Genomic DNA, 24,924 nt, shown 5'->3' on the forward strand with positions numbered 1-24,924 from the left:
CGAGCGTGCCGTACACCGCCGACAAGCCGCCTCTGCCCGAGACGCCGGAGCAGCTCAGAGCCCGCATACCGGGCTGGGGCGCCGATCTCGACCCCGCGGACCGCCCGTCCTACCCCCGCGAGGTGCGTGGGCTGGAGACCGGCGCACACTGGGACCTGCCCGAGCAGCAGGAGGAGCACCGGCCGCGCGAGCGCTCGATAGAGCATGCACGCCTGACGCCGGTCTTCGGCACGTCGGTGCCGCTGAAGGGCCTGTCGGGCGTGGTCCGCAGGTTCGCGTACCAGCGGTTCAGCGAGGGCCGCGCCGCACACTGGCTGCTGCTGATCGCGGCCGACCGGGTGGACGCCGTCGAGAGCCACCTCGCCTCCTTCGCGACCACCCGCCCGGACAACCCGGTGACCGAGACCGGCGTGCTCGCGGAACCTTCCCACCATCCGCTCAGCTCCCGGGCCGGGCGGGTGGACGTGCGGCACCAGGTCCTCGACCCCGTCGTCGTCGTGGGGCCCTGGGTACTGGCCGGCGTGGTGATCTACCGAGGCGTCCGGGCCGTGGTCCGGCGGGCACGGACGTGAGGTCCGGCGTCCGCCCCGCGTGCGTGGCCGGCCTCGCGCGCGGCGCCGCGGTCGGCGCACTGCCGGGGGTTCCATAGGTGCTGGTCCACGACGCCCTGTCAGTGGTCGCGGCCGACCCGGCCGGCCTGCTTCCGGCGCGCCAGCAGATGGCGTTCACCCTGGGGTGGCACATCATCCTGGCGTCGTTCGGTGTGGCCTTCCCTGCGATGATCTTCGTGGCGCACTGGCGGGGTGTGGCGCGCGACGACGGGGTCGCGCTCGTCCTGGCGCAGCGATGGGCCAAGGTCTCTGCGGTCCTGTTCGCGATCGGCGCCGTGTCTGGCACGGTCCTGAGCTTCGAGATGGGCTTGTTGTGGCCCGGACTGATGGGGACCTTCGGCGACGTACTGGGCCTGCCGTTCGCCCTGGAGGGGCTGTCGTTCTTCGTCGAGGCCATCTTCCTGGGTATCTACCTCTACGGATGGGGGCGCATGCCGCCGCGTCGCCATCTGCTCATGGTCGTTCCGATGGCGGTGGCCGGTGTGGTCGGCACGTTCTGCGTGATCTCGGTCAACGCCTGGATGAACACCCCCGCCGGCTTCCGCATCGTCGACGGCGAGGTCACCGATGTCGACCCGTGGGCGGCGATGTTCAACCCGATCGCAGGGTGGCAGTTCGCCCATATGTGGCTCGCGGCCTACATGCTCGTCGGCTTCACCATCGCGGGGGTCTACGCCGTCGGCATGCTGCGCGGACGCCGCGACGCACACCACCGGCTCGGTTTTCTGCTGCCGTTCAGCTTCGCGAGCGTCGCAGCAGTCGTCCAACCCGTCGTCGGGCACCTCCTCGGCGGCGGCCTCGGCGACCGACAGCCGGCCAAGCTCGCCGCGTTCGAGCTCGCCACGACCACGGAGAGCCCCTCGCCGCTCCGTATCGGTGGCGTACTGGTCGACGGCGAGGTGCGCTGGGCCCTCGACATCCCGGTGCTCGGGTCGCTCATCGCGCAGAACTCCCTCACCGCACCGGTCCGCGGCCTGGACACCATCCCGCTGCGGGACCAGCCGCCGGTGAACATCACGCACTGGGCGTTTCAGACGATGATCGGGATAGGCACGCTGCTGGCCCTCGCCGTCGTCGTCTACTGGGCGCTTCGGTGGGTGCGCAAGCGTGACCTGCTCGACCACACGTGGTTCCTGAGGTTCTGCGCCGCAGCAGGGCCCCTCGCCGTCGTCGCCGTGGAGTCGGGCTGGATCGCCACAGAGGTGGGACGCCAGCCCTGGGTGGTCTACGGCATCATGCGCACCTCGGAGGCGGCGGGGGACTACCCCGCCCTGTGGTGGCTGCTGGCCATCACCGTGGTCGTCTACACCGGGTTGACCGTCGGTGCCGTGCTCGTGCTGCGGTCGATGTCGCGCCGCTGGCGGCAGGGACAAAAGGACCTGCCCAGCCCGTACGGCCCGCAGTCCAGACTGTCCGACGAGAGCTCCGGGCGGGCCGCGCCGTGACTGTCGAGCTCGCGGTGGCCATCGCCATGTTCGTGGGGCTGGTCGCCTACGCCGTGTTCGGCGGGGCGGACTTCGGCTCCGGTTTCTACGACATCACCGCGGGCAGCGCTGCCCGAGGCGCGGAGCTGCGCACGGAGATCGACCACAGCATCGGCCCGGTGTGGGAGGCCAACCACGTCTGGCTGATCTACGTGCTCGTCACCTGGTGGACAGGGTTCCCGACCGCCTTCGCCGCCGCGATGTCCACCTTGATCCTTCCGTTGCTGTTCGCGCTGCTCGGCATCGTGCTGCGCGGCGCCGGCTTCGCGTTCCGCAAGTACTCTCCGACGCTGTCGCAGGCTCGGTTCTACGGCGCTCTGTTCGCCGGCTCGTCGCTCATGGCGCCGTTCTTCCTCGGCACAGCCGCCGGCGCGATCGCCTCGGGACGGGTGCCGGCCGACGGCCAGGGTGACCGCTGGTCCTCCTGGCTGAACCCGACCTCGCTCCTGGCGGGCGTGATCACGGTCGCCTGCTGCACGTTCCTGGCCGGAACGTTCCTCACCGCCGACGCGACGCGTGCGGGCCACGAATCGCTCGCCGCCGAGCTGCGTCGACGCACTCTGCTGGTCGGAGCAGTCACCGGCGTCCTGGTGCTCGGCTCGCTCCTCCCCATCACCCGCGACGCGCCCACGCTGGCCCAAGGCCTGACCGGGAGAGCGGCTCCCCTGATCATCACCTCGATCCTCGGCGGGCTCGTGGCCCTCGCGCTCCTCTGGAAGCAGAAGCCCGCCGCCGCGCGGGTCAGCGCCGTCGTCGCTGTCGCCTCGGTCGTCGTCGGATGGGGCGCGGCACAGTACCCGTGGCTGCTCGTCGACGAGGTCACCATCGCCGACGCGGCGGGAGCCCCTGCCACCCTGCGGGCACTCCTGCTCGTCGCGGTGCTCGCAGGGATCATCGTGATACCGCCGCTGGTGTACCTGTTCCGGCTGACCCAGAGCGAACCGTGGACCCAGGGCTGAGGCGCGGGTCGTCGATGTCATGGCGCGGACCTACGCAGCCGGCCGCGGTTCTGTTTGGGACACTGGGCAACAGCAATTCTGCCGAGACGAGGAGTACCAGGTGCCCCAGGGAACTGTCCGATGGTTCGACGCCGACCGAGGGTTCGGCTTCATCGACCTCGGGAACGAGGCCGAGGACCTGTTCGTGCATGCGTCCGAGATCGTCGGCGACGACGGACCGAAGCTTCTCCGCGAGGGGCAGGCCGTCGAGTTCGAGGTGGGCGAGGGTGAGCGTGGCCCGCAGGCGCGCCGCGTCCGGGTCACGGGCGACCGGGCCGCCGACGCGCCCGTGGGCGTGCTCGGCACCGTCAGCTGGTACGAGCCGGCCAAGGGATACGGCTTCGTCACGCCCGACGGCGGTCGCGCCGAGGTCTTCGTGCACAGCTCGGCCATCGTCGGGGGCGGTGTGATCTCGGAGGGGCAGCGGGTGGCGTTCCTTGTCGTGGACGGGGAGAAGGGGCCGCAGGCGGACCACCTGCTCCCGCTCGCGGCGGAGGCCGCACGGCCGGCATCCGACGGCGCGGACGGCACGGTGTCCTGGTACGACGACACCAAGGGCTTCGGGTTCATCGCTCCCGCCTCGGGCGGCGAGGACGTCTTCGTCCACGGCAGTGCGCTCGGCCCGGGGTTGACCGAGCTCTCCGAGGGCGCACGCGTGACGTATGACGTCGTCGACGGCGACAAGGGGCCGAACGCCCGCAACGTGCAGCTCGTGCGCGGGTCCGGGACTGCGCGCCCGGCCACGGCCGGCGGTCGGTCGAGCCGTCCCGCGGCATCCAGCGGGCCTGTGCGCGGGGGTCAGGGCACCGTCGCGCGCTACGACGGGGAGCGCGGTTTCGGCTTCATCACCCCCGACGCCGGGGGCGCGGACCTGTTCGTGCACGTGTCGGTCGTGCGGGGCACCGAGGTCCTGGAGGAGGGAGATCGGGTTCGCTTCAAGGTGCGCCAGAGTGACCGGGGGCCGCAGGCCGACAGCGTCGAACTGGTATGAGCTAGTTCAGTGAGCAGTCGCGGCGGGGATCACGATCCCCGCCGGCCGCTCACGGCAGCAGCGTGAACCCCGACTCCTGGCGCGTCTTCCCGAGCGCCGCCAGCACGATCTGGAGAAAGCCCATCGCCTCGAGCTCCCTCGCGCGCGACAGCGGGCCGACGTCGACCGCTCGCAGCCCCGCCGCCTCGATGAGGCCGGCAACCGCGATCTTCGCCTCGGCGTAGTCCCCGGCGAACAGGACGGTCGTGGTCGTGGTGCCGTTCGTGCCGCTGGTGAGCGTGTCGCCGAGATTGACGTTGAACGCCTTCACGACTGCCGCGCCTGCGGGGAGCAGCTGCGCGAGCTCGGCGGCAGCGGAGGAGTCGGCCGGTACCTGCAGCTCGTCGTACGTGCTGAAATCGATGGCGTTGCTGATGTCGATGACGACCTTGTCGCCGAGCTGATCACGATAGTGCTCGAGGATGCTCGGGTACGCGCCGTACGGAACCGCGAGCACGACGAGGTCGCCGGTGAGCTCGTCGCCGATCGCCCCGTACGCGACATCCGAACGCTCTCCCGACGAGCTCGCGGTGCTGCGCCTGATGATCTGAATGCTCGCTCGGGCTCGTGCTGCGACCTCGGCGATCGCCGAGCCCATCTTGCCGCTCCCGATGATGCTGATCGATGTCATGCGAACGAGTTCCTCCGGAATCGATTGAGCGCCCTCTCGGCGACCTTCAGTGCGTCGTAGTCGAACACCGCGCTTCGGCGGAAGTCCCGACCGACGCGTATGTCGGCGTCGCGCTTCTCGAGGTCCGTGAACTCGTGCTGCGCATCGAACATGGCGCCGGCTCGACGTGATCCGTGCTGCAGGATCGCCGTGCGCTGCATCCGAACCGAGGTGTAGCGCCTGAACGCCTCCGGGATGTCGGAGACGTCGTCGGCCGCTCTCAGGAACGTGGCAAGGGCCATGCTGTCCTCGATTGCCTGGTTCACCCCTTGGCCCTGGTGCGGCAGCATGGTGTGCCCGGCGTCGCCGAGGAGCGTGATCGGTCCGCGCGACCAGTTGGTGAGTGGTTCGTGGTCGAACAGGCCCCACCAGAAGGTCTTCTCGATGGCCCTGATGAAGCGACGGAGCTTCGGGTCCCAATCATCACCCGCAAACTCGGCGGCGAGCTCGCCGACCTCCGCCGGGCCGGACCAGGGCCCGTCGAGGGGCCGGTCGCTGGGGACGCCGGCGACGAAGTTGAACAGCCTGCGCTGCTGCAGCGGATAGCACATGAAGTGCCGGCTGTTACCCATCCAGACCTGGCTGATCATGGGCCAGTCCCCGGGCAGGCGAGACGCGTCGACGACACCCCGATAGACGATGTATCCGGAGTAGACGGGCTCCGGATGTTGATCAATGGCTTTCCGCACCACTGAGTGGATGCCGTCCGCTCCCACCACGGCATCGAAGTCCTCGTGCGCGCCGTTCTCGAACTCGACGCGGACGCCGGGGTCCAGCGTCCGCACCGACGCCGACCGGTGGCCGAGACGGAGGCTCTCAGGATCGACCTCTCGAGCCAGCACCTCGATGAGGTCTGGTCGGTACATTCCGATGTTCTGATACTTCCGCGCCGAATCCTCCCAGGCCGCGTCGGTGACGATGTTGCCCATGGCATCCCGGTAGACACCGTGCCCGTCCGGGACAGCTCCGGCGCGCTTGACCGGTTCGAGCATGCCGAGCTGGTCGAGCACGCGCTGGGCGTTCGGTGCGACGGTGACGCCCGCTCCCACCTCGCCGAGCGTGCTGGCCTGCTCGAACACCGTGACCTGGACCCCGGCGATCCGCGTGAGCGCGATCGCTGCGGTGAGTCCGCCCATCCCTCCGCCGATGATCGCGATTCTGGTGGTGCTGTCTAGCATTGCTCCTCCTTGACTGAACTGCGCAGTACGGGCACTTCTCTACCGTTTCCCCGACAGCTCGTCGGCGGCTTCCCGCGGCGCGAACACCGTGGCCCCGCTCGCCTGCTCGGCCTCGTGGTCTGGACCGAGCGGGATCCCGGTGCGATCGCGCAGACACAGCGTCGCCGCCGCTCCCAGGAGGGTGGTGAGGAGGAGGTAGCACGAGACCGCGGCTGTGGTGCCCGTTGCCTCCAGCAGCATCTGCGAGATCATCGGGGCGAACGCCCCGCCGAGGACCGCTCCGATCGCGTAGGTCACCGACACCCCCGAGAAGCGCATGGAGGCCGGGAAGATCTCCGAGTACCACGCGGCCAGCGGGCCGTAGGTGAGGCCCAGTCCGGTCGAGATGAGGACCAGCGCGGCGTAGAGCCCGGGCAGCCCTCCGGTGTCGACCAGCCAGAAGATGGGGAAGACCACGACGGCCTGCAGACAGAAGCCGATGAGGAACGTGCTTCGCCGTCCGATCGCATCCGCCAGGACGCCCGCGAGGAGCGTCGAGAAGAACCACACCACCGCAGCGACGGCCGCCGCGACGAGTACTGCGGTGGTGTCCAGGTGCTGCTCGGCGATCGCGTAGTTGTTGAGGAAGCCGCCCGTGGTCATGTAGCCGAGGGTGCTGTTGCCCACGAACACGAGGGCGGCGAGGATCACGAGGGGCCAGTGGTGCTTGAACAGTGCCACGATCGGGGCGTGCGTCTGCTTGCCGCGCTCGGCCATCTCGGCGAACACCGGGCTCTCCTCGACCGAACGGCGGATGACGAAGCCGACGACGATGAGGACGACGCTCACGAGGAAGGGCACGCGCCACCCCCACTGGAGGTACTCCTCACCCGGGGAGATGACCCCGGTCATGAGAGCGGTCATGCCCGACGCGAGCAGGAAGCCGAGCGGGACGCCGAGCTGCGGCCAGGAACCGGCGCGCCCGCGCCGGTGCGCTGGGGCGTGCTCGACGGCCATCAGTACCGCCCCGCCCCATTCGCCGCCGGCGGAGAGGCCCTGGAGGATGCGCAGCAGGAGGAGGAGGATCGGCGCCGCGATGCCGATCTGGGCGAAGGCGGGCAGGACGCCGATGAGGGTCGTCGCAGCGCCCATGAGGACGAGCGTGATGACCAGCATCGCCCGCCGCCCGATGATGTCGCCGAAGTGCCCGGCCAGGAACGCGCCGAGCGGGCGGAAGAGGAAGGAAATGCCCACCGTGGCCAGGGAGAGCAGGAGTGCGATGTCCTCACCGGCCGGCTGGAAGAAGAGCTGGGCGAACACGAGCCCGGCGCTCGTCGCATAGATGAAGAAGTCGTACCACTCGATGGTGGTGCCGATGATCGTCGCGAAGGCGATTCGGCGTTGCGAGGTGGGAATGCCTGCGGCAGGCAAGGAGCTCATGGTGCGTCCCTAACGTCATTGTCGTCCCTCCGGCAGAGAGGGTGGGAAGGCGGTTCGCCCAGTGTTACGAGGTGCACCACTACATGTAAATCACGGTTATCTGAAGATATAGTTCGACTGCACTGAAGAAGCTGTCGAGCAGAGAGGTCGCCATGGCGGAGGTGAGCTTGCGGCAGCTCGAGCTGTTCGCGGCCCTGCCGAACTTCACCACCCTCAGTGCGGCTGCGGCCCATCTGCACATCTCGGAGTCCGCGCTGTCCCAGGCCGTCACGAGCCTCGAGCGTGCGGTGGGGGAGCAGCTGTGCGTGCGCCGTAAGGCGCGGGGTCTCACGCTGACCCCGACCGGCCAGCAGTTCGCCAGGCAGGCCCGCCAGATCGTCGCCGACACGCAGGAACTGGTTCTCGGCACAGGTCGGGGGCAGGAGCTGCGGGGACCCGTGAAGCTCGGCTGCTATTCGACCTTCGCCACCAATGTGGTCCCCGAGCTCCTCGAGGGCTTTCCGAAGCGGCATCCGGGGGTGCGCATCGAGATCATGGTGGGCACCAAGGAGGAGCTGCTCTCGGCGCTCGAGGCAGGTCGCCTCGACGTGGCTCTGGTGTACGACGTGTCTCTGCCCATCGGCTACCGCCGCCGCAAGGTCTACGGGACCGAGCTCGAGGTCCACCTGCATCCGGACCATCCCCTTGCGACGGCCAGCACGCTGGACCTCCCGGATCTCGCCGGCGAGCCCTACATCCAGTTCGACGCGACCCCGAGCACCGTCAACGTCACGGATGCGTTCGCCGCGCGCGGTCTCGAACCCACGATCGCAGCCCGGGTCACCGAGATCGGCCTCGTCGAAGCACTCGTGGGTCGGGGCCTCGGGTACGGCCTGCTCATGTCGCGACCCAACGCGCTCCCGATGAGCCTCGAGGGCCGGCCGGTGGTCATCCGGCCGCTCGACCCGCCCGTCACGGTCTCCCACGTGGTGGGAATCTGGCCCGATGACATGAACCTCACGCCCCGCGCCTCGGCCCTGCTCGACTTCGCGCTGGAGAAGCTCGGCGGCTACGGCCGGGCCGAGGTCCTGCCGGACCGGGCCGCGCCCGGCGGCACCGCGGCCACCGCGTCGACCTGACCGAGATCATCCCCTGGTGCGGGATTGGCTTCAGCGGTGGCTACGCCCAGAGCCCGCGGTCCTCGGGCGCGACGGACACGCGATCCCGGATGCGGGTCCCCGCCGGACGGTGGAGCATCGAGAGCACCCACCACCCCTGGACGAGGAGGGCCAGATGACGACACCAGCCAGCACACCGCCGAGGGACCCCGGCTCGTCGGAGGCGACCGAGCGCCAGCTGCAGCTCGCCGTCGCGCAGGGTACGGCCTACCGCAACGCCCTCGACCACATGGCCCAGGACGTCGCCGACGCCGGAGGTACCCAGCAGGCCGGCGACTACCTGATCGGCTACGCCATCGAGAAGGCCGAGGGCATGTACCACCTGGAGGGCGGGGAGCTGGTGTGGCACAACCCTGGTGCCGCCAACGCGCACGTGGAGGTCGTCGTCTGCGACGGCGCCGACGGGCGCTTCGTCCCCGGTCTGGACGTGAGCGCGACCCTCGTGACGCCCGGCGGGCGGGAGCTCGGGCCGTTCCCGCAGGAGCTGGTCTGGCACCCGATGCTGTACCACTACGCGCGCAACTGGGAGCTGCCGGAGGACGGCGAGTACACCCTGCGCGTGCACGTGGAGCCGCCGACCTTCATGCGGCACGACGAGATCAACGGACGGCGGTTCGCGAGACCGGTCGACGTCGAGTTCGCAGGGGTGCCGATCGAACGTGGTGCCGAGCCGGTCGACCCGCCGAGCTGACCGGGGAGGGCCGCAGCGACCAGCGACCGCCTTCAGTGGCGAGCTTCGATCTGCTCCACGGCCGCAGCGAACTCCCAGTGCCAGGGCTCATATGGTCCGGAGCCGCCGGACTGCGCCCACTGCGGGTTGTCCCACCCGTGCTCCGGGGCGTGTGCTTTGAGCCAGTCCCAGCGCTCACCGGCGTAGCTGTCGGCGCAGATGTCCACGGCGAGGCCCCAGCCATGATTGGACCGACCCGGCGTTGCCGTCAGTGTCGGCTTTGCCGCCTTCGCCGCGACCTGCTGCGCATAGCTGCGGTAACCGTCCGTGAGGCACATCGCTTCGCCGAACTGGTCGGTGTACTCCTGGTTGAGACGAGCCAGGGCGACGGCCGCGTCGGCACGGATCGGCGGGTAGCCGTCCCACAAGTCGCACAGCTCGCTCTCCGGCACCTGACCGTTGAGCTCCGAACCTGTCGCTTCACCATCACAGCCAGGCAGGGCCGGCGGGGCCTCGACCTTCACGGGGCCCGCCTCTTCGGCAGGCATCGACGCGTCACCGGGGACGGTGACACCCGCGGCAGAAGTGCCGCGCGGGTCACGGTCCTGGCTACGTGACGCACCGCTCTGCCGATCGGGGATCAGCGATGCGGCACTCGACGACTTCGGACCGGTGAGCGCCGCCGCGGCGTCGGCTCCGCCTGCGTGGCCGCCCTCTTGCCCGTGCCCGCCGACCGCGGCGACGGTGAACGACGTGGTGGTGGCCAGAGCGATTCCCAGGCCGAGCGTCACCGGCCACCAACCCATCGCGGGGGACGGCGCCCGAGATGGCGAGGCCGCGTGCCGGCCTTTGCTATGGCGTCCTCCGCTTCGCCGTGTCCGCGTCGCCGAGCCGGCGCTGAGGTTCCCCCCGTTGATCGCACCCCGAACCGGCGCGCTGGCCGGCGCAGCGATGCGCCCGGTGAAGGTGGTGACGTGCTCGGAGCCGGCTCGGGCGACGTCTGCCGGGACGGGGAGGCGTGCCGCATGGCGACCACGGCCGCTCACATTTCGGCTCTGGGTGAAGCTGGGCTCCATAAGTGCTAGGACCTTTCGGATCGGAGTAGTACCACTGGCGCGACCCTGTCTACGGGCGCGCTGAACCGGTCGACACTCAAACGGGGGTGTGCCGACGTGGTGGCCGGTCTACGTCCGGGAGATTCCCAGGGCATGCAGCGATGGTGCGGCCGCCGCGGCTACGCCGGATGCCGTCTGATGGTTCGTGTGCACGACAGGGAGCGCCAGCCAGATGGCGGTGGGTTCCGGCGCCGTTGCCAGGACCGGGAACGGCAACAGGAGCGAGCCGGACTGCGCAGTGACCGTGTCGCGTTCGGAACATTCCGAGGAACCGCCGACTGCGGGCTCGACGGCGTCGGCCCGAACCGTCGTCACGTGGTCGATGGCCGGTGCCTCCCCGCCACTGCGCGCGTGCGCACCAGCGTGGCCGTGTCCGCCATGAGCGTGCGTGGCGCCGCCCGGGTGCTCATCCAGATGCACGCTGCAGGCCAGGTGCGTGCCCGAGACCGCCAGCACAAGGAGCATGACGGCGGTCGCGGCCGTTGCTCCATGCCGGGAACCGGTCCGGAGCGAGCGGAAGCGACGTGTCAGGTGCATGGTGGGCCCTACTGTAACGGACGAGTAACGACATGGAACTCATCGTCCGACTCGTGCGTAGGGATTCGAGTCGCCACCGAGGACGGCGTGGCGGGTCCCGGCGGCGCGGACTCGGTCCGGCCGATCCGGCCTCGCATGGTCAGTGCCTGGGCGGGCTCAGGCGGCGCACTCCGTGCAGATCAGCTGGCCGGTCCTCTCGTAGGCCAGCTGGCTGCGGTGGTGCACGAGGAAGCAGCTGGAACACGTGAACTCGTCCGCCTGTCGCGGCAGCACGCGAACCGCGAGCTCCTCGCCGGACAGGTCGGCACCCGGGAGCTCGAAGCCCTCGGCCGCCTCGGTCTCGTCCTGGTCCACGACGCCCGAGGACTTGTCAGGTTGGCGCGCCTGCAGCTCCTGGATCGAGTCCTGCTCGACATCCTCGTCGGTCGTCCGTGGTGCGTCGTAGTCAGTTGCCATCTGGGGTCCTCCAGCGGTAGGCGCAACAACGCGTTGCTTTGCGAGATGCATACGATGCCGTGCCGAACCCTCACTCGCATGCGGCGCCGGGTTGCCATACCGTCACGCAGCGGCTGCCGAGTGCAACGAGCCGCCGCGAGTGCCGCCCGTCCCGTCCCAAGAAAGTGTCTGTCCGGGGAGCGCGCGGACGTCGGATCAGAGTGCGTCGTTGGCGCGTGGCGCGTCGGCCTCCGCACCAGCGTCCTCCGCAGGGTCCCGGGGGGCGTCCTGCTCCACAGCCTGCTCGGCGTTCCCCTCGGAGTTCGTCTGGGGCAGGGGAGGCACAGCCTCGGGCGTCGGATCGCTGGTCGGCGAGACGGCGTCCCCGGACAGCCAGCGCAGCCAGACGGTGCCCGGGTCGCCCTCCAGGACCAGCGCCCGGACGAGCAGTGTGAGCGGGATGGCGAGGATCGCGCCGAGCGGTCCGATGATGAACGTCCAGAACACCACGGACATGAAGCTCAGGGTGAGGCTCAGGCTCACGGCGTCGGACACGAACTTCGGCTGCACCAGGACCTGCAGCACGGCGTTCACCACGCAGTAGATCGCCACGACGACAAGGGCCAGCGGCCAGCCCCCGACGACGAACGCCATGATCGCCGGCGGGATCAGACCGAGGACGAAGCCGATGTTCGGCACGAAGTTCGTGACGAACGCGAGGATCGCCCACACGACCGGCGCGGGCACGCCGATCAGGGCGAGAGCGACGCCGTCGACGAGGGCGACGGCGGCACCGAACGACGCGTTCACCACGAAGTAGCGGCGCACTCCCGTACTGAACCGCGTCGCGCGGGCGATCTGCCCGGCGTGAGTGGTGCCGAACAGGCGCGAGGCCGTTGAGTACCGGGCGGCGTCGGCGGCCATGAAGATCGCGTAGGCGAGGACGAAGAAGAAGGCCGTCGCGATGCTCAGCACGATGCCGCTGATGCTGCCCGCGACGGCCAGCAGCCGGGACGGCTCGAGAGCTGAGGCCGTGGCGTCCGCGATCTGGGCGTCGAGCCCGAGGGTTGCGAGCTGTCCGGTGACCTCGTTGACCGACTGCTGCAGCTCCCCGATGTAGTCGCGTACCAGGCCCGCGAACTGGAACCCGGCGAACACGAGCATCGCGAGCAGCCCTGCGAGGATGAGGTAGGCGACCACGATGATCACGGTCGTCGCCGCCCATCGCGGCCAGCCACGGGCCTCGAGCGGGTGCCGGAGCGGGTGGCAGATGATCACGATCACCGCGGCGAGGAGCACCGGCCCCAGGACGTCGGCGGCGAGGTGTATGCCTGTGAGGACGACCACGGCCGCGCCGAGCGTCAGCAGCGTCCGTGTCGCGGGTGTCAGACCGCTCGGGACGGGTGGTGCGGACGCCGGTTCGGTGGTCACCAGCAGACCTTACTGGCCTGCCGTGCACCGGCGCCCGGGGGAACCACCCACCATCCGATCCGGTCCTCGCCGAGCCCCTGACCCGGCCGGTGCTGTGAGCGGTCGGTGCAGGGGATGGCGCACCGGTGTGCGCCGGCGACAATTGTGAGTGCGGGCACGGCCGCGGCTCAGCGCCTCGGGTCGAGGGTGGTGGCCCAGAGCGATCGACCTGCCTGGTCCCGCAGGTCGACGCGGAGCTGCCCGGTCCCGCCGTCGATGTTGACCTCGCCGAAGTGCTGGAAACCTTCCAGCGGTGAGGTGTTGGCGCGTGGCGGCGAGCTGACGAAGACCTGCTGCGGACCGAACGTCGGGTCGAGCGCGTTCGGACCGAACGCGCCGGCGTGCAGAGGGCCGGAGACGAACTCCCAGAAGGGGTCGAACCCTTCGAACGCGGCTCGCTCGGGTGCGTAGTGGATCGCGGCGGAGTAGTGCACGTCCGCGGTGAGCCAGACGGTGTTGCTGATCTGCCGGCGGCTGATCTCCTGGAGCACCCATGCCAGCTCCGCCTCGCGGCCGTTGGGAACGCCGGGCAGGCCGTTGGCCACGCCCTCGATCTTGTCGCCGTCGGGCACGTGGATACCGATCGGCATGTCCGAGGCGATGACCTTCCAGGTCGCTCGGGAGCCGGCGAGCGAGTCCACCAGCCAGCGTGCCTGGCGGGCTCCGAGGATCCGTTCCGGCGTGGTGCCGGTCGAGTTCGGGTCGCGGTAGGTGCGCATGTCGAGCACGAAGACGTCGAGCAGCGGGCCGTTGGACACCTTGCGGTACACGCGGCCGTCGACGGCGTCCTGCTTCCGCACCGGCTGCCACTCGTGGAACGCTCGGTAGGCCCGCGCGGCGAGCACGTCGGCGCGCTGCTCGGTGTAGCGGTCGTCGTTCAGGATCTCGCCCGGGTACCAGTTGTTCGTGACCTCGTGGTCGTCCCACTGCACGATCTGCGGGACCTGCGCGGCGAACCGGCGGACGTTCTCGTCGAGCAGGTTGTAGGCGAACTGGCCGCGGTACTCGGCGAGAGTCTCTGCGACCTTGGACTTCTCCGGGGTGACGATGTTGCGCCATATCCGGCCGTCGGGCAGGGCCACCGACTCCTGGAGGGGTCCGTCGGCGTACACGGTGTCACCGCTGTGCAGGAAGAAGTCCGGCGTGCGGGCAGCCATCGCATCGTAGATCGTCATGCCGCCGATGTCGGGGTTGATGCCCCAGCCCTGGCCGACGACGTCACCCGACCAGGTGAAGCGCACGTCGCGGCGGCCGCGCGGGACGGTCCGGAACTGTCCGACGAGGGCCTGGCTGTCGGCACGGCCGTCCAGGTCCTCGGCCACGACGCGATAGTGCACCTCCTGTCCTGCCGGCAGGCCGGTCAGGCGTACCTCGCCGGTGCCATCCGTCTCCGGTGTCAGCAGCGGGCCGCGGATCCGTGCCGCGCGACGGAAGTCGGGATCGCGGGAGACCTCCACGAACATCCGCGACGGCCGGTCGGCCCTGGTCCACACCACGGCTCCGTCCGTGCGTGGGTCGCCGAGCTGCACGCCATGGGTCAGCACGGGGCGGCCGGACCGTGCGAAGGCGGGCGCTCCGGGGAGCAGCAGTCCGGCGGCGGCGAGTCCGGTGGCGCCGAGCAGGGCGCGGCGGTTCAGTTCGGGACCAGAGTTCATGTGCCCCGTTCTAGTGTGGCCAGGAGACGCCGGGATGGCCACGTCCCGAAGCCTGGGTGAAACAGCGGTGGCGAACCCGACCGACGGGCGGCGTCCGGCCTGTGCGACAGCCGAGTTCGATGAGATCCACCACCAATCCAGGTGTCGCGGTCGGGATGACGATCGGACTGCTGGCAGGACTCTGGACCTGATGAGCGTGTCGCTCGGGCACGCCGGCGCACAGCTGGAACGTCCCCAGAACCTGGGCCGCCGTCGCCGGGGCCATCTCAGGCGGCCCGTGCGAGCAGGTGTGCGTTCTCCTGGTAGGCGGCCGTGAGCTTGACCCTGCTGAATTGCCAGCCCTTCGCGGTGCGGACCACTTCGTTGTCGTAGAAGCCGACGACGAGCCAGCGGTTGGGCCCGCCGTCGGCGACGCTGTCCGGCACCCAGTGCTCGGCGCGCACGTGCGCGTGGGCTCGGGCGCTGTCGCCGTCGAGGTCGATGACATGGCCGGTGATGGCATGGTGCGTCGCGACGAACGGATCGAAGGACCCGCGGAGGAGCTGGGCGTAGGCGTGGAGCGGGATCTCTGTCGGTGGAACGTCCGCGACCGACTGGAAGTCGGCGGTGAACGGGTCGGTGTGGACGAGGCGGGGCAGCTCGTCGAAGTTCTTCGTGTCTGCGATGTCGGCGTAGCGGCCAAAGAGCTCGATGATCTCGGCGCGGTCGGATTCCAGGGTCATGAGCTGTGCATCCTCTTTCGGCGATGGTGAACGAAGCCAGGCCAGAAATGTAGGCACTGACAACAGTGTTGTCAATGACTACTTTGCTCGCGTACCGTGTCGGACATGAGCGACCAGCCCGGGCAGCGGCGGTATCACCACGGGGACCTTCGGGCTGCCCTGCTCGATGCGGCGGAGCACGGTGTGCGCACGCACGGTGCTGCGCAGCTGTCGCTGCGAGACCTGGCCCGGGAGGTCGGAGTCAGCCATGCGGCCCCGCGCAGGCACTTCGCCGATCGGCAGGAGCTGCTCGACGCGTTGGCAGAGGCTGGTTTCACTCGGTTGGGTGAGAGCATCCGGCGCGCCATGGAGGAAGCGGGCGGAGGGTTCGCGGCGCGCACGCGCAGCGCGGTGTCCGCGTTCGCCCATTTCGCGACCGAGAACCCGGCGTTGCTGGAGCTGATGAACTCGACCAAGCACCAGGGCGCACCGAGCACCGCACGCGCTGCCGAGGCCGCGTTCGAGCCGATCGTGGAGCTGATCCGCGAGGGTCAGGCCGAGAACGTTCTTGAAGCCGGCGAGCCGGAAGATCTCGGGCTCATCCTGTACGCCACCGTCAACGGCATCACCATGCTCGTCAACACGAACAGGGTGCCCGCAGGGCGGCTCGACGAGCTCACCGACACCGCGGTGCGCCAGTTCCTCCGCGGGGCAGCCGGCGAGGCGGGTCGTCGAGCGAGGTGATCGTGGATACGGCTCGGTGGCCGTATCGCAGAGAACGGCATGTGGCGCTGCGACCTCGCTACACCAGGGCCTGCAGCTGTTCGACGACGAGGTCGGGACGCGAGATGAACGGGTGGTGCCCGGTCTGCACCTCGACGGAACGTGTCGCTCGGCCCGCGTGGACACGCTGCAGCTCGACCGACGTGCTGCGGTCCTGAGCGCACACGATGTAGGTCGAGTCGATTCCCTGCCAGCCCGCAGCGCTGGACGGCGTCATCAGTGCAGCGGCCGACTGGGCCGCAACCCGCGCCCATGCCTGGCGTTGGGTCGCTTCGTCCGCGTCCTGGAGGAACCGCTCGCCGAACGAGGCCGCGTCGTAGCCGGTCACGCCAAGCGTGCCGTCGCCGTTGTCACCGATCGACACAGGGTCGCTCTCGCCGCTCATGATCGCGGCCTGTGACTGTCCCACCTCGGGGAGGTAGGACGACACGTAGAGCAGGTGCGCGACGGCGGGATGCTGACCCGCCTCTGCGATGACGGTGCCGCCGTAGGAGTGTCCGACGACGATGGCACTCTCCACGTCGTCGAGCTCGGCACGTAGCGCCGCCGCGTCGGCGACCAGGCCACCGGCGACCTGCTCCGGCGTCGTCTCGCCGCATGACGGCAGCGCGACGGCTCGGCTACGCATGCCCGTGCGTTCCCGGAGCAGGTCCGCGGTCCGCTGCCACCACCATCGCCCGTCACGCACCAGTGCGCCGTGGACAAAGATCAGCTCCGTCATGTGTGCTCTTCCATGCGCCCAGACCATACCGACCCTGCGCCCGCCAGAAGGCTGAATCTGCTCACAGCAGCGGGCCGACAGTCAAGGATGGGCAACGGACCTGGTGGAGCGCTGATTTCCACCCTGAGTATCGGGAGAGCCGCTTCGCAGCTACGGTCGAAGTGAGTCAGGCCTCGGCTCATCAGCGTGGGTAGCGATGAGGGGGCTGCACGATGACCGCAGAACCGATGGAGATTGAGCGTGCTCTGATGCTCGGGGTCGATCAGGTGGTGGGGCGTTACCGGTACGGCGTTGCGACGCACCGATGGTGGTGGTCGGACGAGACCTTCCAGATCCACGGCTTCGAACCCGGCGAGGTGGTGCCGACCACGACCCTCGTCCTGGCGCACAAGCACCCGGACGACCGAGCCCGTGTGTCGCAGGTGCTGGCAAATGCGGTCGTGACGGGGGAGCCGTTCAGCAGCGTCCATCGCATCACGGACGCGCAAGGGCGCGAGCGGACGCTCACTGTCGTGGGGGAGGGCCGACGCGACTCCCGCACCAAGCAGGTTCGTGAGCTGACGGGCTACTTCGTCGACGTGACTCCCGCGGTCAAGGCTCGGGCGGGAGCGGTGGCCAACGCGTCCATCCGCGCGTCGGCGGCGACACGTGCCCAGATCGAGCAGGCCAAGGGCATCATCGCCTTCGTCCTGGGCATCGATCCCGAGGCGGCGTTCGAACGTCTACGCAGCACCTCCAACGTCACGAATGTCGCCGTACGCGAGGTCGCCCGACGGGTCGTCGACATGATCGCAACCCAGCAGCGGTCGGCGGCGGACGTGATCGCAGTTCTCGAACCACCCCTTCTGTGATGGTCTGACCCGCCCGGACCGTACGTCGTGTGGCTCGACGCGGCCTCCTGTGGTCGGCCCGAGACGCCGAGCGAGTGGCCAGGCGCATCGGGATCTTGCACGGCGCCGGGAACCTCGTCGTCCTCGTCCTGTTCACCGTGAGCTGGCTGGTGCGTGCTGGGACCGTTGGTAACGTCCCGGACGCCGCGGCCCTGACCCTCGCACTGGTCGCGCTCGTGCTCACGGCCGGCACGGGGTGGCTGGGCGGGGAGCTCGTGGACCGGCTCGGCGTCGGCGTCGACGACGATGCAGGCCTGAACGCTCAGCGGAAGCTCACGACCGGGATCTCGGTACGCCGTGCCCACGGGGCGGCCCTGTGACCGTGGCTCGACCATCCGGGCTGAGGCCACGAGATCGAGTCGTTTGTCAGCCCTGGGGCGAGACAGCCCGGCTCATCGGGTCGCGCCCCCCGTGAATCCGGTCGAGGGACACCACGTCGTCCACGACCTTCGATGAGCGTGGGGCCGGGACAGCCGTGGAGCGTGCTGGCCCCTGCCCCACGCCAACGTTTCTGGTTCTAGGTCTCTCGCCAGTACTGGGTGAACATCCCCGGTGCCGGGTCGTACGCCCAGACCGTTCCCGTGGCCGCCATGGCGCTCCGAACCAGTCGCCGGTCGGCGAGGCTCTGCCGGATCCTGCGCTCGATGTCGTCCGGGTCGAAGCGACCGAGGATGTCGGCCCGTGACGTGGCGACCGCGTCGGCGTACCGGGGGTCGGAGGCGAGGTCGTGCTGCTCGTCCGGGTCGGTCGCGAGATCGAACAGCTGGTGCCCGTGCCCATGTACGTAGACGTACTTGAGATCGCCTTCGCGGCGCATCCAGCACGGGGCGTAGACCCCCTCCGAGTGGTACTCGACGAACACGGGTGCCGGGGGGATCGGCGCGTTGCGCAGCTCGCCGAGGAGGCTACGCCCGTCCTGCCGCACCGGCTCGACCCCCACCAGCTCGCACAGGGTCGACGTCAGGTCCACGAGGGACACGGGAGTCGTGGAGGTGACACCCTGTGCCTCGATCGGGCCTCCGCCAATGATCAGCGGCACCCGGGACGACCACTCGTAGAAGGTTCGCTTCTGGACCATTCCTCGCTCGCCCAGCATGTCACCGTGGTCGCTCGTGAACACGATCACCGTGTCGTCGGCGTGGCCGGTCTCCTCCAGCGTGTCGAGCAGCTCGCCGACCTTGTCGTCGATGTAGGTGACCAGGGCGTAGTAGGCCCGGCGGGTCCGGGCCACCTCCTCCGGGTCGGTGAGGTCCACGCCGTCGACGCCGTGCAGGGCGTCCACCCAGTCGTCCATCGGCGACCGGGGGAGTTCCGGACTCGCGGGTACTCGCACGGGATCCGTGTCGGCATCGGCGTACAGGTCCCAGTACTTCTGCGGGGCGAGGAACGGCTCGTGGGGGTGGTGGTACGAAGCCACCAGCAGCCACGGGTCCTGTTCCGGCTCTGTGGCCGGCATCTGCAAGGAACCGCGCCGGGACGTGCGCCGGGAGCGGAGGTACTCCAGTGCTCGGTAATGGGCCTCCTCGTCGAACTGCAGCTGCTCCGTCCATTGCACGGGACCCGAGGTGACGTAGTCGATCGCGATCGGTGGCCCGTCCGGGTTTCCTGGGTGAGCGAACCTGCCGACGGCGTCGCGGTCGGGTGTCCAGGCCAGTGTGCTCGGGAACATGTCGGTGGTGAGCCGCTTGGCGAACCCGTGCACCTGGTCGGCGCCGACGAAGTGCATCTTGCCGGCCAGGGCGGAGTCGTAGCCTGCCGTGGCGAGGTAGTGCGGCAGCATCGGGATGTCCGAGCTGATCGGCGCGGCGTTGTCCCAGGCGGAGTTCGTGGACGCGTACCGCCCGGAGAGCATCGAGCTGCGCGATGGTGAGCACACCGGGACCGGGCAGTACGCGGCGTCGAACCGCACGCCTCGGCGGGCCAGCCGCTCCAGGTTGGGAGTCTGCACCACCGGGTGGCCGTACACGCCGGTGAGGTCTGCGATCATCTGGTCGGCCATGATGACCAGCACGTTGGGACGGTCAGGCACGTCGGGCATCCTCTCGCTCGGTGAGCTGGGTGATCTCGCGTAGTTGCATGGCGGCTGTCCGCAGACCGTCCGCGAACGGAGTGGCCGCCGCCAGCTCCCCGATCACCTCGACGATCACCGGTGCTGCCGGCCAGCGGCGTGCCGTTTCCCGGCACAGCCCGGTCACGTCGAACGGGCCGTCCAGCGGAAATGTGCGGTCTCGATATCCGAGAAGCTGGTTCGTCGGGCGGTGGTTGGCGTTCGAGACCTGTACTGCGAGGACGTCCACGCCGTCGAGGTGCTCCAGGTCGTCGAGGGACTGGCCGGCACGGAAGAAGTGGAACGAGTCGAGCAGCATCCCGATCACGCCGTCGTTGAGCGCCGTCAGCACGGGCGCGAGCTGGTCCGTACGGCGCAGCACATCGTGATGGCCGATCGGCTCGACGGCGAGCCGCAGGCCGGCGTCCCTTGCGATCGGTATGGCGCGGCGCAGCCCTGCGGTCACGGTGTCCGAGTCGCCGGCGGGCCGCATGAAGGGCATCACGAAGTAGCCGGCACCCGCTTCTGCGGCGCGGTAGATCTCCGCTCGCATGCTGGCTTCGAGCTCGTCGTCCCACTGCGCATGCCATCCGTGCAGTGCGGTCGTGGGGGAGACGCCAAGGAGCTGAACACCGTGCTCGCGCAGCGCGGCGGTGAGGCGACGGGTGTCCGACCCCAGGACCTCCGCGGTGAGCTCGACGCCCCCCAGGCCGTACTGCGCGGCGCCCCTGATGACCTCGAGCGCGGTCGCCTCGGGGACCGTCTGGTTGTTGATACCGAGCATGGTCGGGGGCAAGGGCCCGGCGGCCAGACCCGGCTCAGTCATCGAGCACATCAAGGAACGTCGTGGTGTCGACGTAGTCCTCGGGCTGAAGCTCGGCCCCTTCGAGGGCGCCGATGTCCTCGAACGTCGACTGCATCGTTCCTATCCACCGCAGAACCGTGCCGTCCTGGTAGAACTTCGCCCACTCGTCGTTCGTGTAGGCCTCGGTCCGGGCATAGAGCGACTCGCACTGCTCCTGGTCCATGTTCTCGGCGATCCGCGGGCAGAAGACGTCCAGAGCAGAATCCGGGTCGTTCACGATGTCGGTGTTTGCCTCCTGCCAGGCACGGACCATGCCCTGCACCAGCTCGGGCCGGTCCTCGTAGAACCCGTTGGAGGAGACCCAGCCGCCGGAGATCGGTGCGTCCAGGTCGGCGGCGCTGGCGATCAGGTTCGCGTCCGGCATGATCTCGGTGACCTGCTGGTCGAACGGTGCCCACAGGGATGCAACGTCCACGCCGCCGGTCACGAAGGTGTTCGCCACCGCTGGCATCTCCAGGTTCACCATCTCCACGTCGTCCCTCGAGATCTCAGCTCGATCCAGGGCGACCTGCAGGACCAGGTCGGACGCGGTGCCGGAGGTGGTGGCGACCGTGGACCCCTCGAGGTCGTCGATGCTCGTGATCCCCGAGTCGGGCGCGGCCCAGATCTGGTGGACATCCGTCTGCTGGTTGTTCAGGACGATGACGTGGCCCTGCCCCTTCGCAGGGAAGTTCGCCACGACGGCGCCCATCACGCCGACGTCGAGGCTGCCGCCCGTCAGCGCCTGGGACAGAGAGATGCCGGTCTGGAACGCCGTCGTCTCGATCCGGATCCCCTGGTCGGCGAAGTACCCCGCCTCGTCTGCGACGAAGAGCTGCGCGACATCGTGCGCACCGGGAATGTAGCCGACCTTCACGGTGGTCAGACCGTCCTCGGACACCGGCGCCGTCTCAGGGGAGCCGGCACAACCTGCCAGGGTGAGTGCGGCGGCCGCCGCAGCGGCCGCGAGCGCGGTGGTGCGTGTGGTGATCACGGGGTGTCCTTTCCGGCAGCCGGCCGCTCGACGTCGTGGAGCAGGTGCTCCACCTGGCGGCGCAGGGCGATGAATTCTTCGGTGAGCTTGAGGTCGTGGTCGCGTTCGGCACCCCAGGGGACGTCGATGATCGCTTGGATGCGGGCTGGGCGGGCGCCCATGACGACCACGCGATCGGCCAGGTACAGCGCCTCCTCCACCTGGTGGGTGACGAAGAGGACGGTGCGGCGTTCTCGCCGGCTGATGTCCAGCAGTGCTTCCTGCATGTGCTCGCGGGTCTGGGCGTCCAACGCGGCGAAAGGTTCGTCCATCAGGAGGATCGCTGGATCCACCGCATACGCCCTGGCGATCGCGACGCGCTGGCGCATACCACCCGAGAGAGTCTTGGGGAGCGCGTCGCGAAAGGCGGTCAGCCCCATCAGGTCCAGGTACTTGTCCACGGTCTCGGCCCGTCGTGCAGGGTCGCCGCGCCATGCGCGCAGGCGCGTGCCGAACCCGATGTTGCGCTCGACAGATAGCCAGGGGAACACGGCGTACTCCTGGAACACCACGCAGCGGGACGGTCCTGGTCCCGTGACCGTCTCCCCACCGACCTCGACGGTTCCGTCGTCCGGTGCGACGAAGCCGGCGACCGCGTTGAGCAGCGTGCTCTTCCCCGAACCGCTGGGGCCGACGATCGCCACGAACTCCCCCTCGGCGGCGGAGAGGCTGATCCGTTCCAGCACACTGACCCGTTTGGCACCGCGGCCGAAGCCGACGCTGATCTCCCGGACGTTGAGATCGGTAGCTGTGGTCATCGTTCTCCCCTGTCCTGCCAGCGCAGCACGCGACTGGCCGTTACACGAATAGCGAGGTCCATCGCGAGTGCCGCCGCACCGATGAGGATGATTCCGGCGTACATGGTGGGGACGTCGAGGTAGTTGCTGGCGTTCTGGATGGCGGCGCCCAGGCCGTCCTGGGCGGCTACCAGCTCTGCGGCGACGAGCGAGGACCAGCCGATACCGAGCGAGATGCGTGCCGCGGTGAAGATGTGGGGCGTGGACAACGGCAGCACCACCCGGGTGAACAGCTCCAGCCGCCCTGCTCCCAGCGTGCGACCGGCGCGGACGTACTTCTCCTCGATCCCGCCGATCCCTTCGTAGACCACGATGATCGTGGCGAAGAAGGCTGCGTAGACGAGAATCACCTCGCGCGCGACCTCCCCGATGCCGAAGTAGATGACGACCAGTGGAACGAGAGCGATCGGCGGCAGGGCGCGGAAGAAGTTCACGAGCGGGTTGAACGTCACCCGTGCCCGGGGAAACCAGCCCAGGGCGAAGCCGATGGGGATGGCGGCCGCCATACCGATCGTGACCCCGATGACGACGCGCCGGCTGCTGATGAGGAGGTCGTTGAGCAGGTTGCCGGACCAGAGCCCTTCCACGAGGACCCGCCCGACCTCTCCTGGTGTGGGAAGCAGGCCGGGCTGCATGAGGCCCAGCGACGAGGCGAGCTGCCAGGCGCTGACGATGATGACGAACCCGAGCATGCCAAGGGCCGTGTCGACGACCGTTCGGCGAACCCGACGGGCCCGTTCGGCGGACCGCTCGGACTGTCGGGTCGGCGGCGTGTCACCCCCGGGTGACGCAGACGGTGGGACAGCTAGTTGCTGATGCATGGACTTCGTTGGCCTCCGCATTAGTTGGATCATTGATGGAACCTTGGTCCCATCTATGGTCGTGATCCACCATCGCCTCAGCGCCGGAGTGCTGTCAAGCCCTTGCTAGACAGTCAGGGGCCAGTCCACTATGGTTCTACCTTTAGATCGTTCATTGAGTCGCGGAAGCCTGAGGTTGCCTGTGCCCACACCAATGACCCGTGCCGCGGTGGAGCGTGCCCACGCACAGCTCGTGGAGCTGATCACGCAGCACCGACGAGCCGGCAACCTTCGGCTCCCTCCGGAGACGGAGCTGAGCGCAGAGCTCGGCGTCTCCCGGAACACGCTGCGCGAGGCCCTGGCGCAGCTGGAGGCGCAGGGCGCTGTCACGCGCCGCCGTCGCCTGGGCACCGTCATCAACAAGGAGCCGGAGCGCGTCGGTGCGCCCGCGCTGCCGGCGTACCCGCTCGACATCATCTTGTCGATCCCGGCGTTCTTTGCCGGGATCGATCAGCCTGTGACGGTCACCTCGGTCGCGGTGGTGCAGGAGCAGCCCAGTCCCGACCTGGTCGCGCGGCTCGCCCTTGCCCCGGGCGACGAGGTCTACCGGGTCCGCCGTACCTACGTCCGAGAGGGGATACCGGTTGCCGTCAGCGAGCACGTCATCCCGCGCGTCCTACGCGGTCACGGCATCCATATCGAGGCGCTCACCGACGGCGTCTCGACGTTCCTGTCCGACGTCGAGAACATCAGCACCGACGAGGTCGAGCACATCACGTCTGCCGTGCCGGCCGACGAGGCGCTCGCGCGTGACCTCGGCGTCGCCGCGGGCAGCCCGGTGCTCGTCGTCGACGCGGCCCTGCGCAGTGCTGACGAGGGTTCAGTGCTGCACACGGTCGCGGTCGGGCGTCTCTACTTCGATCCGCGGCAGGTGCACCTACGAGCGACGGCGAATCCTCCTGGTGATCGGTGACCTGCGCGTCCTGAACTCAGCGGGATCCACGTGCTCCTCCTGACGGAATGGCCCCACGCGGCGATGGCGCCGTCGGGGCATCGAACCGTGCCGTGGCCGACAGCAGCTCGCTGACCTCTCCGCTCACCTCCAGGGGTGCGGCCCCACGGGTGAACACGACGGCCGGACCGGGCGCCGTCGCGCCCACGGCGGTCCCGCCGAGGTGCGCCGTGCCGTCCGCGACGGTCAGCCAGGTCCCCTCGCGCAGGCCGAGTACCGGCACGTCGTTGACCTCGAGGAACTCGTTCAGACGCTCTTCGCGCGTCTCACCGCTGTGGGTGCTGGCGGGGTCCGCGTCGACGAAGTGCGCGTTGAGCTGGAACGGCACCAGGCCGAGCGCCTCGAACGACGTCGGCCGGCTGATCGGCATGTCGTTCGTGGTGCGGATGGTGGGGCTCGCGATGGCCGTGCCGGCGCTCGAGCCCAGGTACGGCAGCCCGTCGCGGACGCGTGCCGCGAGCGGGGCGAGCAGATCCAGGCGGTGCAACGTGTCGAGCAGGCGGAACGTGTTCCCGCCACCGACGAACACGGCGTCGGCCTGTTCGACCGCCGCCTTGGGATGGGCGGCAGCGTGCAACCCGCTCACCCGGATGCCGCGGGGTGCGAGCGCGTCGGCGACCTTCGCGGTGTAGGCGTCGTGGTCGGCCAGGGCGTAGGGGACGAACGTCACGGTCGCGCCGCCGAGGAAGCCGGACGCGATCTCCAGGGCGTGCTCGAGGTAGCCGCTGTCGTGGTTGGTGGAGTTGGACAGGAGCAGTAGTCGCATCGTGCCTGCTTTCTGACGGTCGAGACCGTTCACGTCTGGTGCTCGGTGCGGCGAAAGAAGCCCTGTGGCCCACGATTGATAATCGTTCTCATCTCCCAGTC

26 protein-coding genes are annotated in these 24,924 nt (G+C 69.2%); 10 read left to right on the forward strand and 16 right to left on the reverse strand.

The window, feature by feature from the left end; translation table 11 throughout:
- Window positions 1-5: 5 nt before the first annotated feature.
- The 4 genes from ACFS27_RS16645 (at window position 6) to ACFS27_RS16660 (ending at window position 4,084) form a co-directional block, all read left to right on the forward strand.
- Window positions 6-572 carry a hypothetical protein gene (locus tag ACFS27_RS16645; RefSeq protein WP_377185026.1) on the forward strand — a complete coding sequence of 189 codons (567 nt, stop codon included), beginning with the start codon at window positions 6-8 and terminating at the stop codon, window positions 570-572.
- 77 nt (window positions 573-649) lie between these two features.
- A complete protein-coding gene (locus tag ACFS27_RS16650; protein ID WP_377185028.1) occupies window positions 650-2,056 on the forward strand; it encodes a cytochrome ubiquinol oxidase subunit I in 1,407 nt (468 codons plus the stop codon).
- A complete protein-coding gene (locus ACFS27_RS16655; protein WP_377185030.1) occupies window positions 2,053-3,054 on the forward strand; it encodes a cytochrome d ubiquinol oxidase subunit II in 1,002 nt (333 codons plus the stop codon). Before ACFS27_RS16650 ends, ACFS27_RS16655 begins: the two co-directional genes overlap by 4 nt.
- A 100-nt stretch (window positions 3,055-3,154) precedes the next feature.
- Window positions 3,155-4,084, forward strand: coding sequence for a cold-shock protein (locus tag ACFS27_RS16660; protein WP_377185032.1), 930 nt, complete (start codon window positions 3,155-3,157; stop codon window positions 4,082-4,084).
- Window positions 4,085-4,133: 49 nt separating this feature from the next.
- Here ACFS27_RS16660 and ACFS27_RS16665 read toward each other — a convergent pair whose 3' ends face one another.
- The 3 genes from ACFS27_RS16665 to ACFS27_RS16675 are packed head-to-tail and all read right to left on the reverse strand — an operon-like array spanning window position 4,134 to window position 7,390.
- Window positions 4,134-4,754: an NADPH-dependent F420 reductase gene (locus ACFS27_RS16665; protein WP_377185034.1), complete on the reverse strand. Its 621-nt coding sequence runs from the start codon at window positions 4,752-4,754 to the stop codon at window positions 4,134-4,136.
- Window positions 4,751-5,971, reverse strand: coding sequence for an FAD-dependent monooxygenase (locus ACFS27_RS16670; protein WP_377185036.1), 1,221 nt, complete (start codon window positions 5,969-5,971; stop codon window positions 4,751-4,753). Before ACFS27_RS16670 ends, ACFS27_RS16665 begins: the two co-directional genes overlap by 4 nt.
- 39 nt (window positions 5,972-6,010) lie before the next feature.
- Window positions 6,011-7,390 (reverse strand): MFS transporter, encoded by a 1,380-nt coding sequence (locus ACFS27_RS16675; protein ID WP_377185038.1) that lies wholly within the window; start codon window positions 7,388-7,390, stop codon window positions 6,011-6,013.
- A 152-nt stretch (window positions 7,391-7,542) separates the two neighbouring features.
- On the opposite strand from ACFS27_RS16675, the gene ACFS27_RS16680 reads away from it, so the two are divergent.
- Both ACFS27_RS16680 and ACFS27_RS16685 read left to right on the forward strand, forming a co-directional pair.
- Window positions 7,543-8,508: a LysR substrate-binding domain-containing protein gene (locus tag ACFS27_RS16680; protein WP_377185040.1), complete on the forward strand. Its 966-nt coding sequence runs from the start codon at window positions 7,543-7,545 to the stop codon at window positions 8,506-8,508.
- A 154-nt stretch (window positions 8,509-8,662) separates the two neighbouring features.
- Window positions 8,663-9,238: an iron transporter gene (locus tag ACFS27_RS16685; RefSeq protein WP_377185042.1), complete on the forward strand. Its 576-nt coding sequence runs from the start codon at window positions 8,663-8,665 to the stop codon at window positions 9,236-9,238.
- A 32-nt stretch (window positions 9,239-9,270) separates the two neighbouring features.
- On the opposite strand, the gene ACFS27_RS16690 is transcribed toward ACFS27_RS16685, so the two are convergent.
- The 6 genes from ACFS27_RS16690 to ACFS27_RS16715 form a co-directional block, all read right to left on the reverse strand.
- A complete protein-coding gene (locus tag ACFS27_RS16690; protein WP_377185044.1) occupies window positions 9,271-10,008 on the reverse strand; it encodes a M15 family metallopeptidase in 738 nt (245 codons plus the stop codon).
- 393 nt (window positions 10,009-10,401) lie between these two features.
- A complete protein-coding gene (locus ACFS27_RS16695) occupies window positions 10,402-10,869 on the reverse strand; it encodes a hypothetical protein (protein WP_377185046.1) in 468 nt (155 codons plus the stop codon).
- A 156-nt stretch (window positions 10,870-11,025) separates the two neighbouring features.
- A complete protein-coding gene (locus ACFS27_RS16700) occupies window positions 11,026-11,325 on the reverse strand; it encodes a DUF4193 domain-containing protein (protein ID WP_377185048.1) in 300 nt (99 codons plus the stop codon).
- A gap of 195 nt (window positions 11,326-11,520) precedes the next feature.
- Complete coding sequence (locus ACFS27_RS16705; RefSeq protein WP_377185050.1) at window positions 11,521-12,735, reverse strand: AI-2E family transporter; 1,215 nt, start codon at window positions 12,733-12,735, stop codon at window positions 11,521-11,523.
- 167 nt (window positions 12,736-12,902) lie between these two features.
- Window positions 12,903-14,429, reverse strand: a complete 1,527-nt coding sequence (locus ACFS27_RS16710) for an alkaline phosphatase D family protein (protein ID WP_377185052.1) — start codon at window positions 14,427-14,429, stop codon at window positions 12,903-12,905.
- A 266-nt stretch (window positions 14,430-14,695) separates the two neighbouring features.
- Entirely contained in the window at window positions 14,696-15,151 is a 456-nt protein-coding gene (locus ACFS27_RS16715) for a nuclear transport factor 2 family protein (RefSeq protein WP_377185054.1), read from the reverse strand.
- A gap of 105 nt (window positions 15,152-15,256) precedes the next feature.
- Between ACFS27_RS16715 and ACFS27_RS16720 the strand changes: the two genes are divergently transcribed.
- Window positions 15,257-15,874 carry a TetR/AcrR family transcriptional regulator gene (locus ACFS27_RS16720; protein ID WP_377185056.1) on the forward strand — a complete coding sequence of 206 codons (618 nt, stop codon included), beginning with the start codon at window positions 15,257-15,259 and terminating at the stop codon, window positions 15,872-15,874.
- A gap of 58 nt (window positions 15,875-15,932) precedes the next feature.
- Here ACFS27_RS16720 and ACFS27_RS16725 read toward each other — a convergent pair whose 3' ends face one another.
- Entirely contained in the window at window positions 15,933-16,634 is a 702-nt protein-coding gene (locus tag ACFS27_RS16725) for an alpha/beta hydrolase (protein WP_377185058.1), read from the reverse strand.
- Between the two features lie 212 nt (window positions 16,635-16,846).
- Here ACFS27_RS16725 and ACFS27_RS16730 point away from each other — a divergent pair, with 212 nt between their 5' ends.
- Both ACFS27_RS16730 and ACFS27_RS16735 read left to right on the forward strand, forming a co-directional pair.
- A complete protein-coding gene (locus ACFS27_RS16730) occupies window positions 16,847-17,485 on the forward strand; it encodes a PAS and ANTAR domain-containing protein (RefSeq protein ID WP_377185060.1) in 639 nt (212 codons plus the stop codon).
- Between the two features lie 29 nt (window positions 17,486-17,514).
- Window positions 17,515-17,844, forward strand: a complete 330-nt coding sequence (locus ACFS27_RS16735; protein ID WP_377185062.1) for a DUF2231 domain-containing protein — start codon at window positions 17,515-17,517, stop codon at window positions 17,842-17,844.
- 197 nt (window positions 17,845-18,041) lie between these two features.
- Here ACFS27_RS16735 and betC read toward each other — a convergent pair whose 3' ends face one another.
- The 5 genes from betC to ACFS27_RS16760 are packed head-to-tail and all read right to left on the reverse strand — an operon-like array spanning window position 18,042 to window position 22,937.
- Complete coding sequence (gene betC, locus ACFS27_RS16740) at window positions 18,042-19,553, reverse strand: choline-sulfatase (protein WP_377185064.1); 1,512 nt, start codon at window positions 19,551-19,553, stop codon at window positions 18,042-18,044.
- Window positions 19,546-20,397, reverse strand: a complete 852-nt coding sequence (locus ACFS27_RS16745; protein ID WP_377185066.1) for a sugar phosphate isomerase/epimerase family protein — start codon at window positions 20,395-20,397, stop codon at window positions 19,546-19,548. Before ACFS27_RS16745 ends, betC begins: the two co-directional genes overlap by 8 nt.
- Window positions 20,390-21,409, reverse strand: a complete 1,020-nt coding sequence (locus tag ACFS27_RS16750; RefSeq protein WP_377185068.1) for an ABC transporter substrate-binding protein — start codon at window positions 21,407-21,409, stop codon at window positions 20,390-20,392. Before ACFS27_RS16750 ends, ACFS27_RS16745 begins: the two co-directional genes overlap by 8 nt.
- Window positions 21,406-22,206 (reverse strand): ABC transporter ATP-binding protein, encoded by an 801-nt coding sequence (locus ACFS27_RS16755; RefSeq protein WP_377185070.1) that lies wholly within the window; start codon window positions 22,204-22,206, stop codon window positions 21,406-21,408. Before ACFS27_RS16755 ends, ACFS27_RS16750 begins: the two co-directional genes overlap by 4 nt.
- The gene (locus ACFS27_RS16760; protein WP_377185072.1) at window positions 22,203-22,937 is read right to left on the reverse strand and encodes an ABC transporter permease; all 735 of its coding nucleotides are present in this window, start codon (window positions 22,935-22,937) and stop codon (window positions 22,203-22,205) included. The genes ACFS27_RS16755 and ACFS27_RS16760 overlap by 4 nt, the downstream gene beginning before the upstream one ends.
- 310 nt (window positions 22,938-23,247) lie before the next feature.
- On the opposite strand from ACFS27_RS16760, the gene ACFS27_RS16765 reads away from it, so the two are divergent.
- On the forward strand, window positions 23,248-24,018 hold the full coding sequence (locus tag ACFS27_RS16765) for a GntR family transcriptional regulator (RefSeq protein WP_377185074.1): 771 nt from the start codon (window positions 23,248-23,250) through the stop codon (window positions 24,016-24,018).
- Between the two features lie 16 nt (window positions 24,019-24,034).
- On the opposite strand, the gene pepE is transcribed toward ACFS27_RS16765, so the two are convergent.
- A complete protein-coding gene (gene pepE, locus ACFS27_RS16770; RefSeq protein WP_377185076.1) occupies window positions 24,035-24,823 on the reverse strand; it encodes a dipeptidase PepE in 789 nt (262 codons plus the stop codon).
- Window positions 24,824-24,924: the final 101 nt, after the last annotated feature.

The organism is Promicromonospora vindobonensis (assembly GCF_042685865.1).
In the GTDB taxonomy this organism is placed as follows: Bacteria; Actinomycetota; Actinomycetes; order Actinomycetales; family Cellulomonadaceae; genus Promicromonospora; species Promicromonospora vindobonensis.

What these genes read in the sequence shown, in the direction of transcription:
- ACFS27_RS16665 (WP_377185034.1), bottom strand. Translation starts at nt 4,754, where the DNA reads ATGACATCGATCAGCATCATCGGGAGCGGCAAGATGGGCTCGGCGATC.
- ACFS27_RS16670 (WP_377185036.1), bottom strand. Translation starts at nt 5,971, where the DNA reads ATGCTAGACAGCACCACCAGAATCGCGATCATCGGCGGAGGGATGGGC.
- ACFS27_RS16675 (WP_377185038.1), bottom strand. Translation starts at nt 7,390, where the DNA reads ATGAGCTCCTTGCCTGCCGCAGGCATTCCCACCTCGCAACGCCGAATC.
- ACFS27_RS16680 (WP_377185040.1), top strand. Translation starts at nt 7,543, where the DNA reads ATGGCGGAGGTGAGCTTGCGGCAGCTCGAGCTGTTCGCGGCCCTGCCG.
- ACFS27_RS16685 (WP_377185042.1), top strand. Translation starts at nt 8,663, where the DNA reads ATGACGACACCAGCCAGCACACCGCCGAGGGACCCCGGCTCGTCGGAG.
- ACFS27_RS16695 (WP_377185046.1), bottom strand. Translation starts at nt 10,869, where the DNA reads ATGCACCTGACACGTCGCTTCCGCTCGCTCCGGACCGGTTCCCGGCAT.
- ACFS27_RS16700 (WP_377185048.1), bottom strand. Translation starts at nt 11,325, where the DNA reads ATGGCAACTGACTACGACGCACCACGGACGACCGACGAGGATGTCGAG.
- ACFS27_RS16710 (WP_377185052.1), bottom strand. Translation starts at nt 14,429, where the DNA reads ATGAACTCTGGTCCCGAACTGAACCGCCGCGCCCTGCTCGGCGCCACC.
- ACFS27_RS16715 (WP_377185054.1), bottom strand. Translation starts at nt 15,151, where the DNA reads ATGACCCTGGAATCCGACCGCGCCGAGATCATCGAGCTCTTTGGCCGC.
- ACFS27_RS16720 (WP_377185056.1), top strand. Translation starts at nt 15,257, where the DNA reads ATGAGCGACCAGCCCGGGCAGCGGCGGTATCACCACGGGGACCTTCGG.
- ACFS27_RS16725 (WP_377185058.1), bottom strand. Translation starts at nt 16,634, where the DNA reads ATGACGGAGCTGATCTTTGTCCACGGCGCACTGGTGCGTGACGGGCGA.
- ACFS27_RS16730 (WP_377185060.1), top strand. Translation starts at nt 16,847, where the DNA reads ATGACCGCAGAACCGATGGAGATTGAGCGTGCTCTGATGCTCGGGGTC.
- ACFS27_RS16745 (WP_377185066.1), bottom strand. Translation starts at nt 20,397, where the DNA reads ATGACTGAGCCGGGTCTGGCCGCCGGGCCCTTGCCCCCGACCATGCTC.
- ACFS27_RS16755 (WP_377185070.1), bottom strand. Translation starts at nt 22,206, where the DNA reads ATGACCACAGCTACCGATCTCAACGTCCGGGAGATCAGCGTCGGCTTC.
- ACFS27_RS16760 (WP_377185072.1), bottom strand. Translation starts at nt 22,937, where the DNA reads ATGCTCGGGTTCGTCATCATCGTCAGCGCCTGGCAGCTCGCCTCGTCG.
- pepE (WP_377185076.1), bottom strand. Translation starts at nt 24,823, where the DNA reads ATGCGACTACTGCTCCTGTCCAACTCCACCAACCACGACAGCGGCTAC.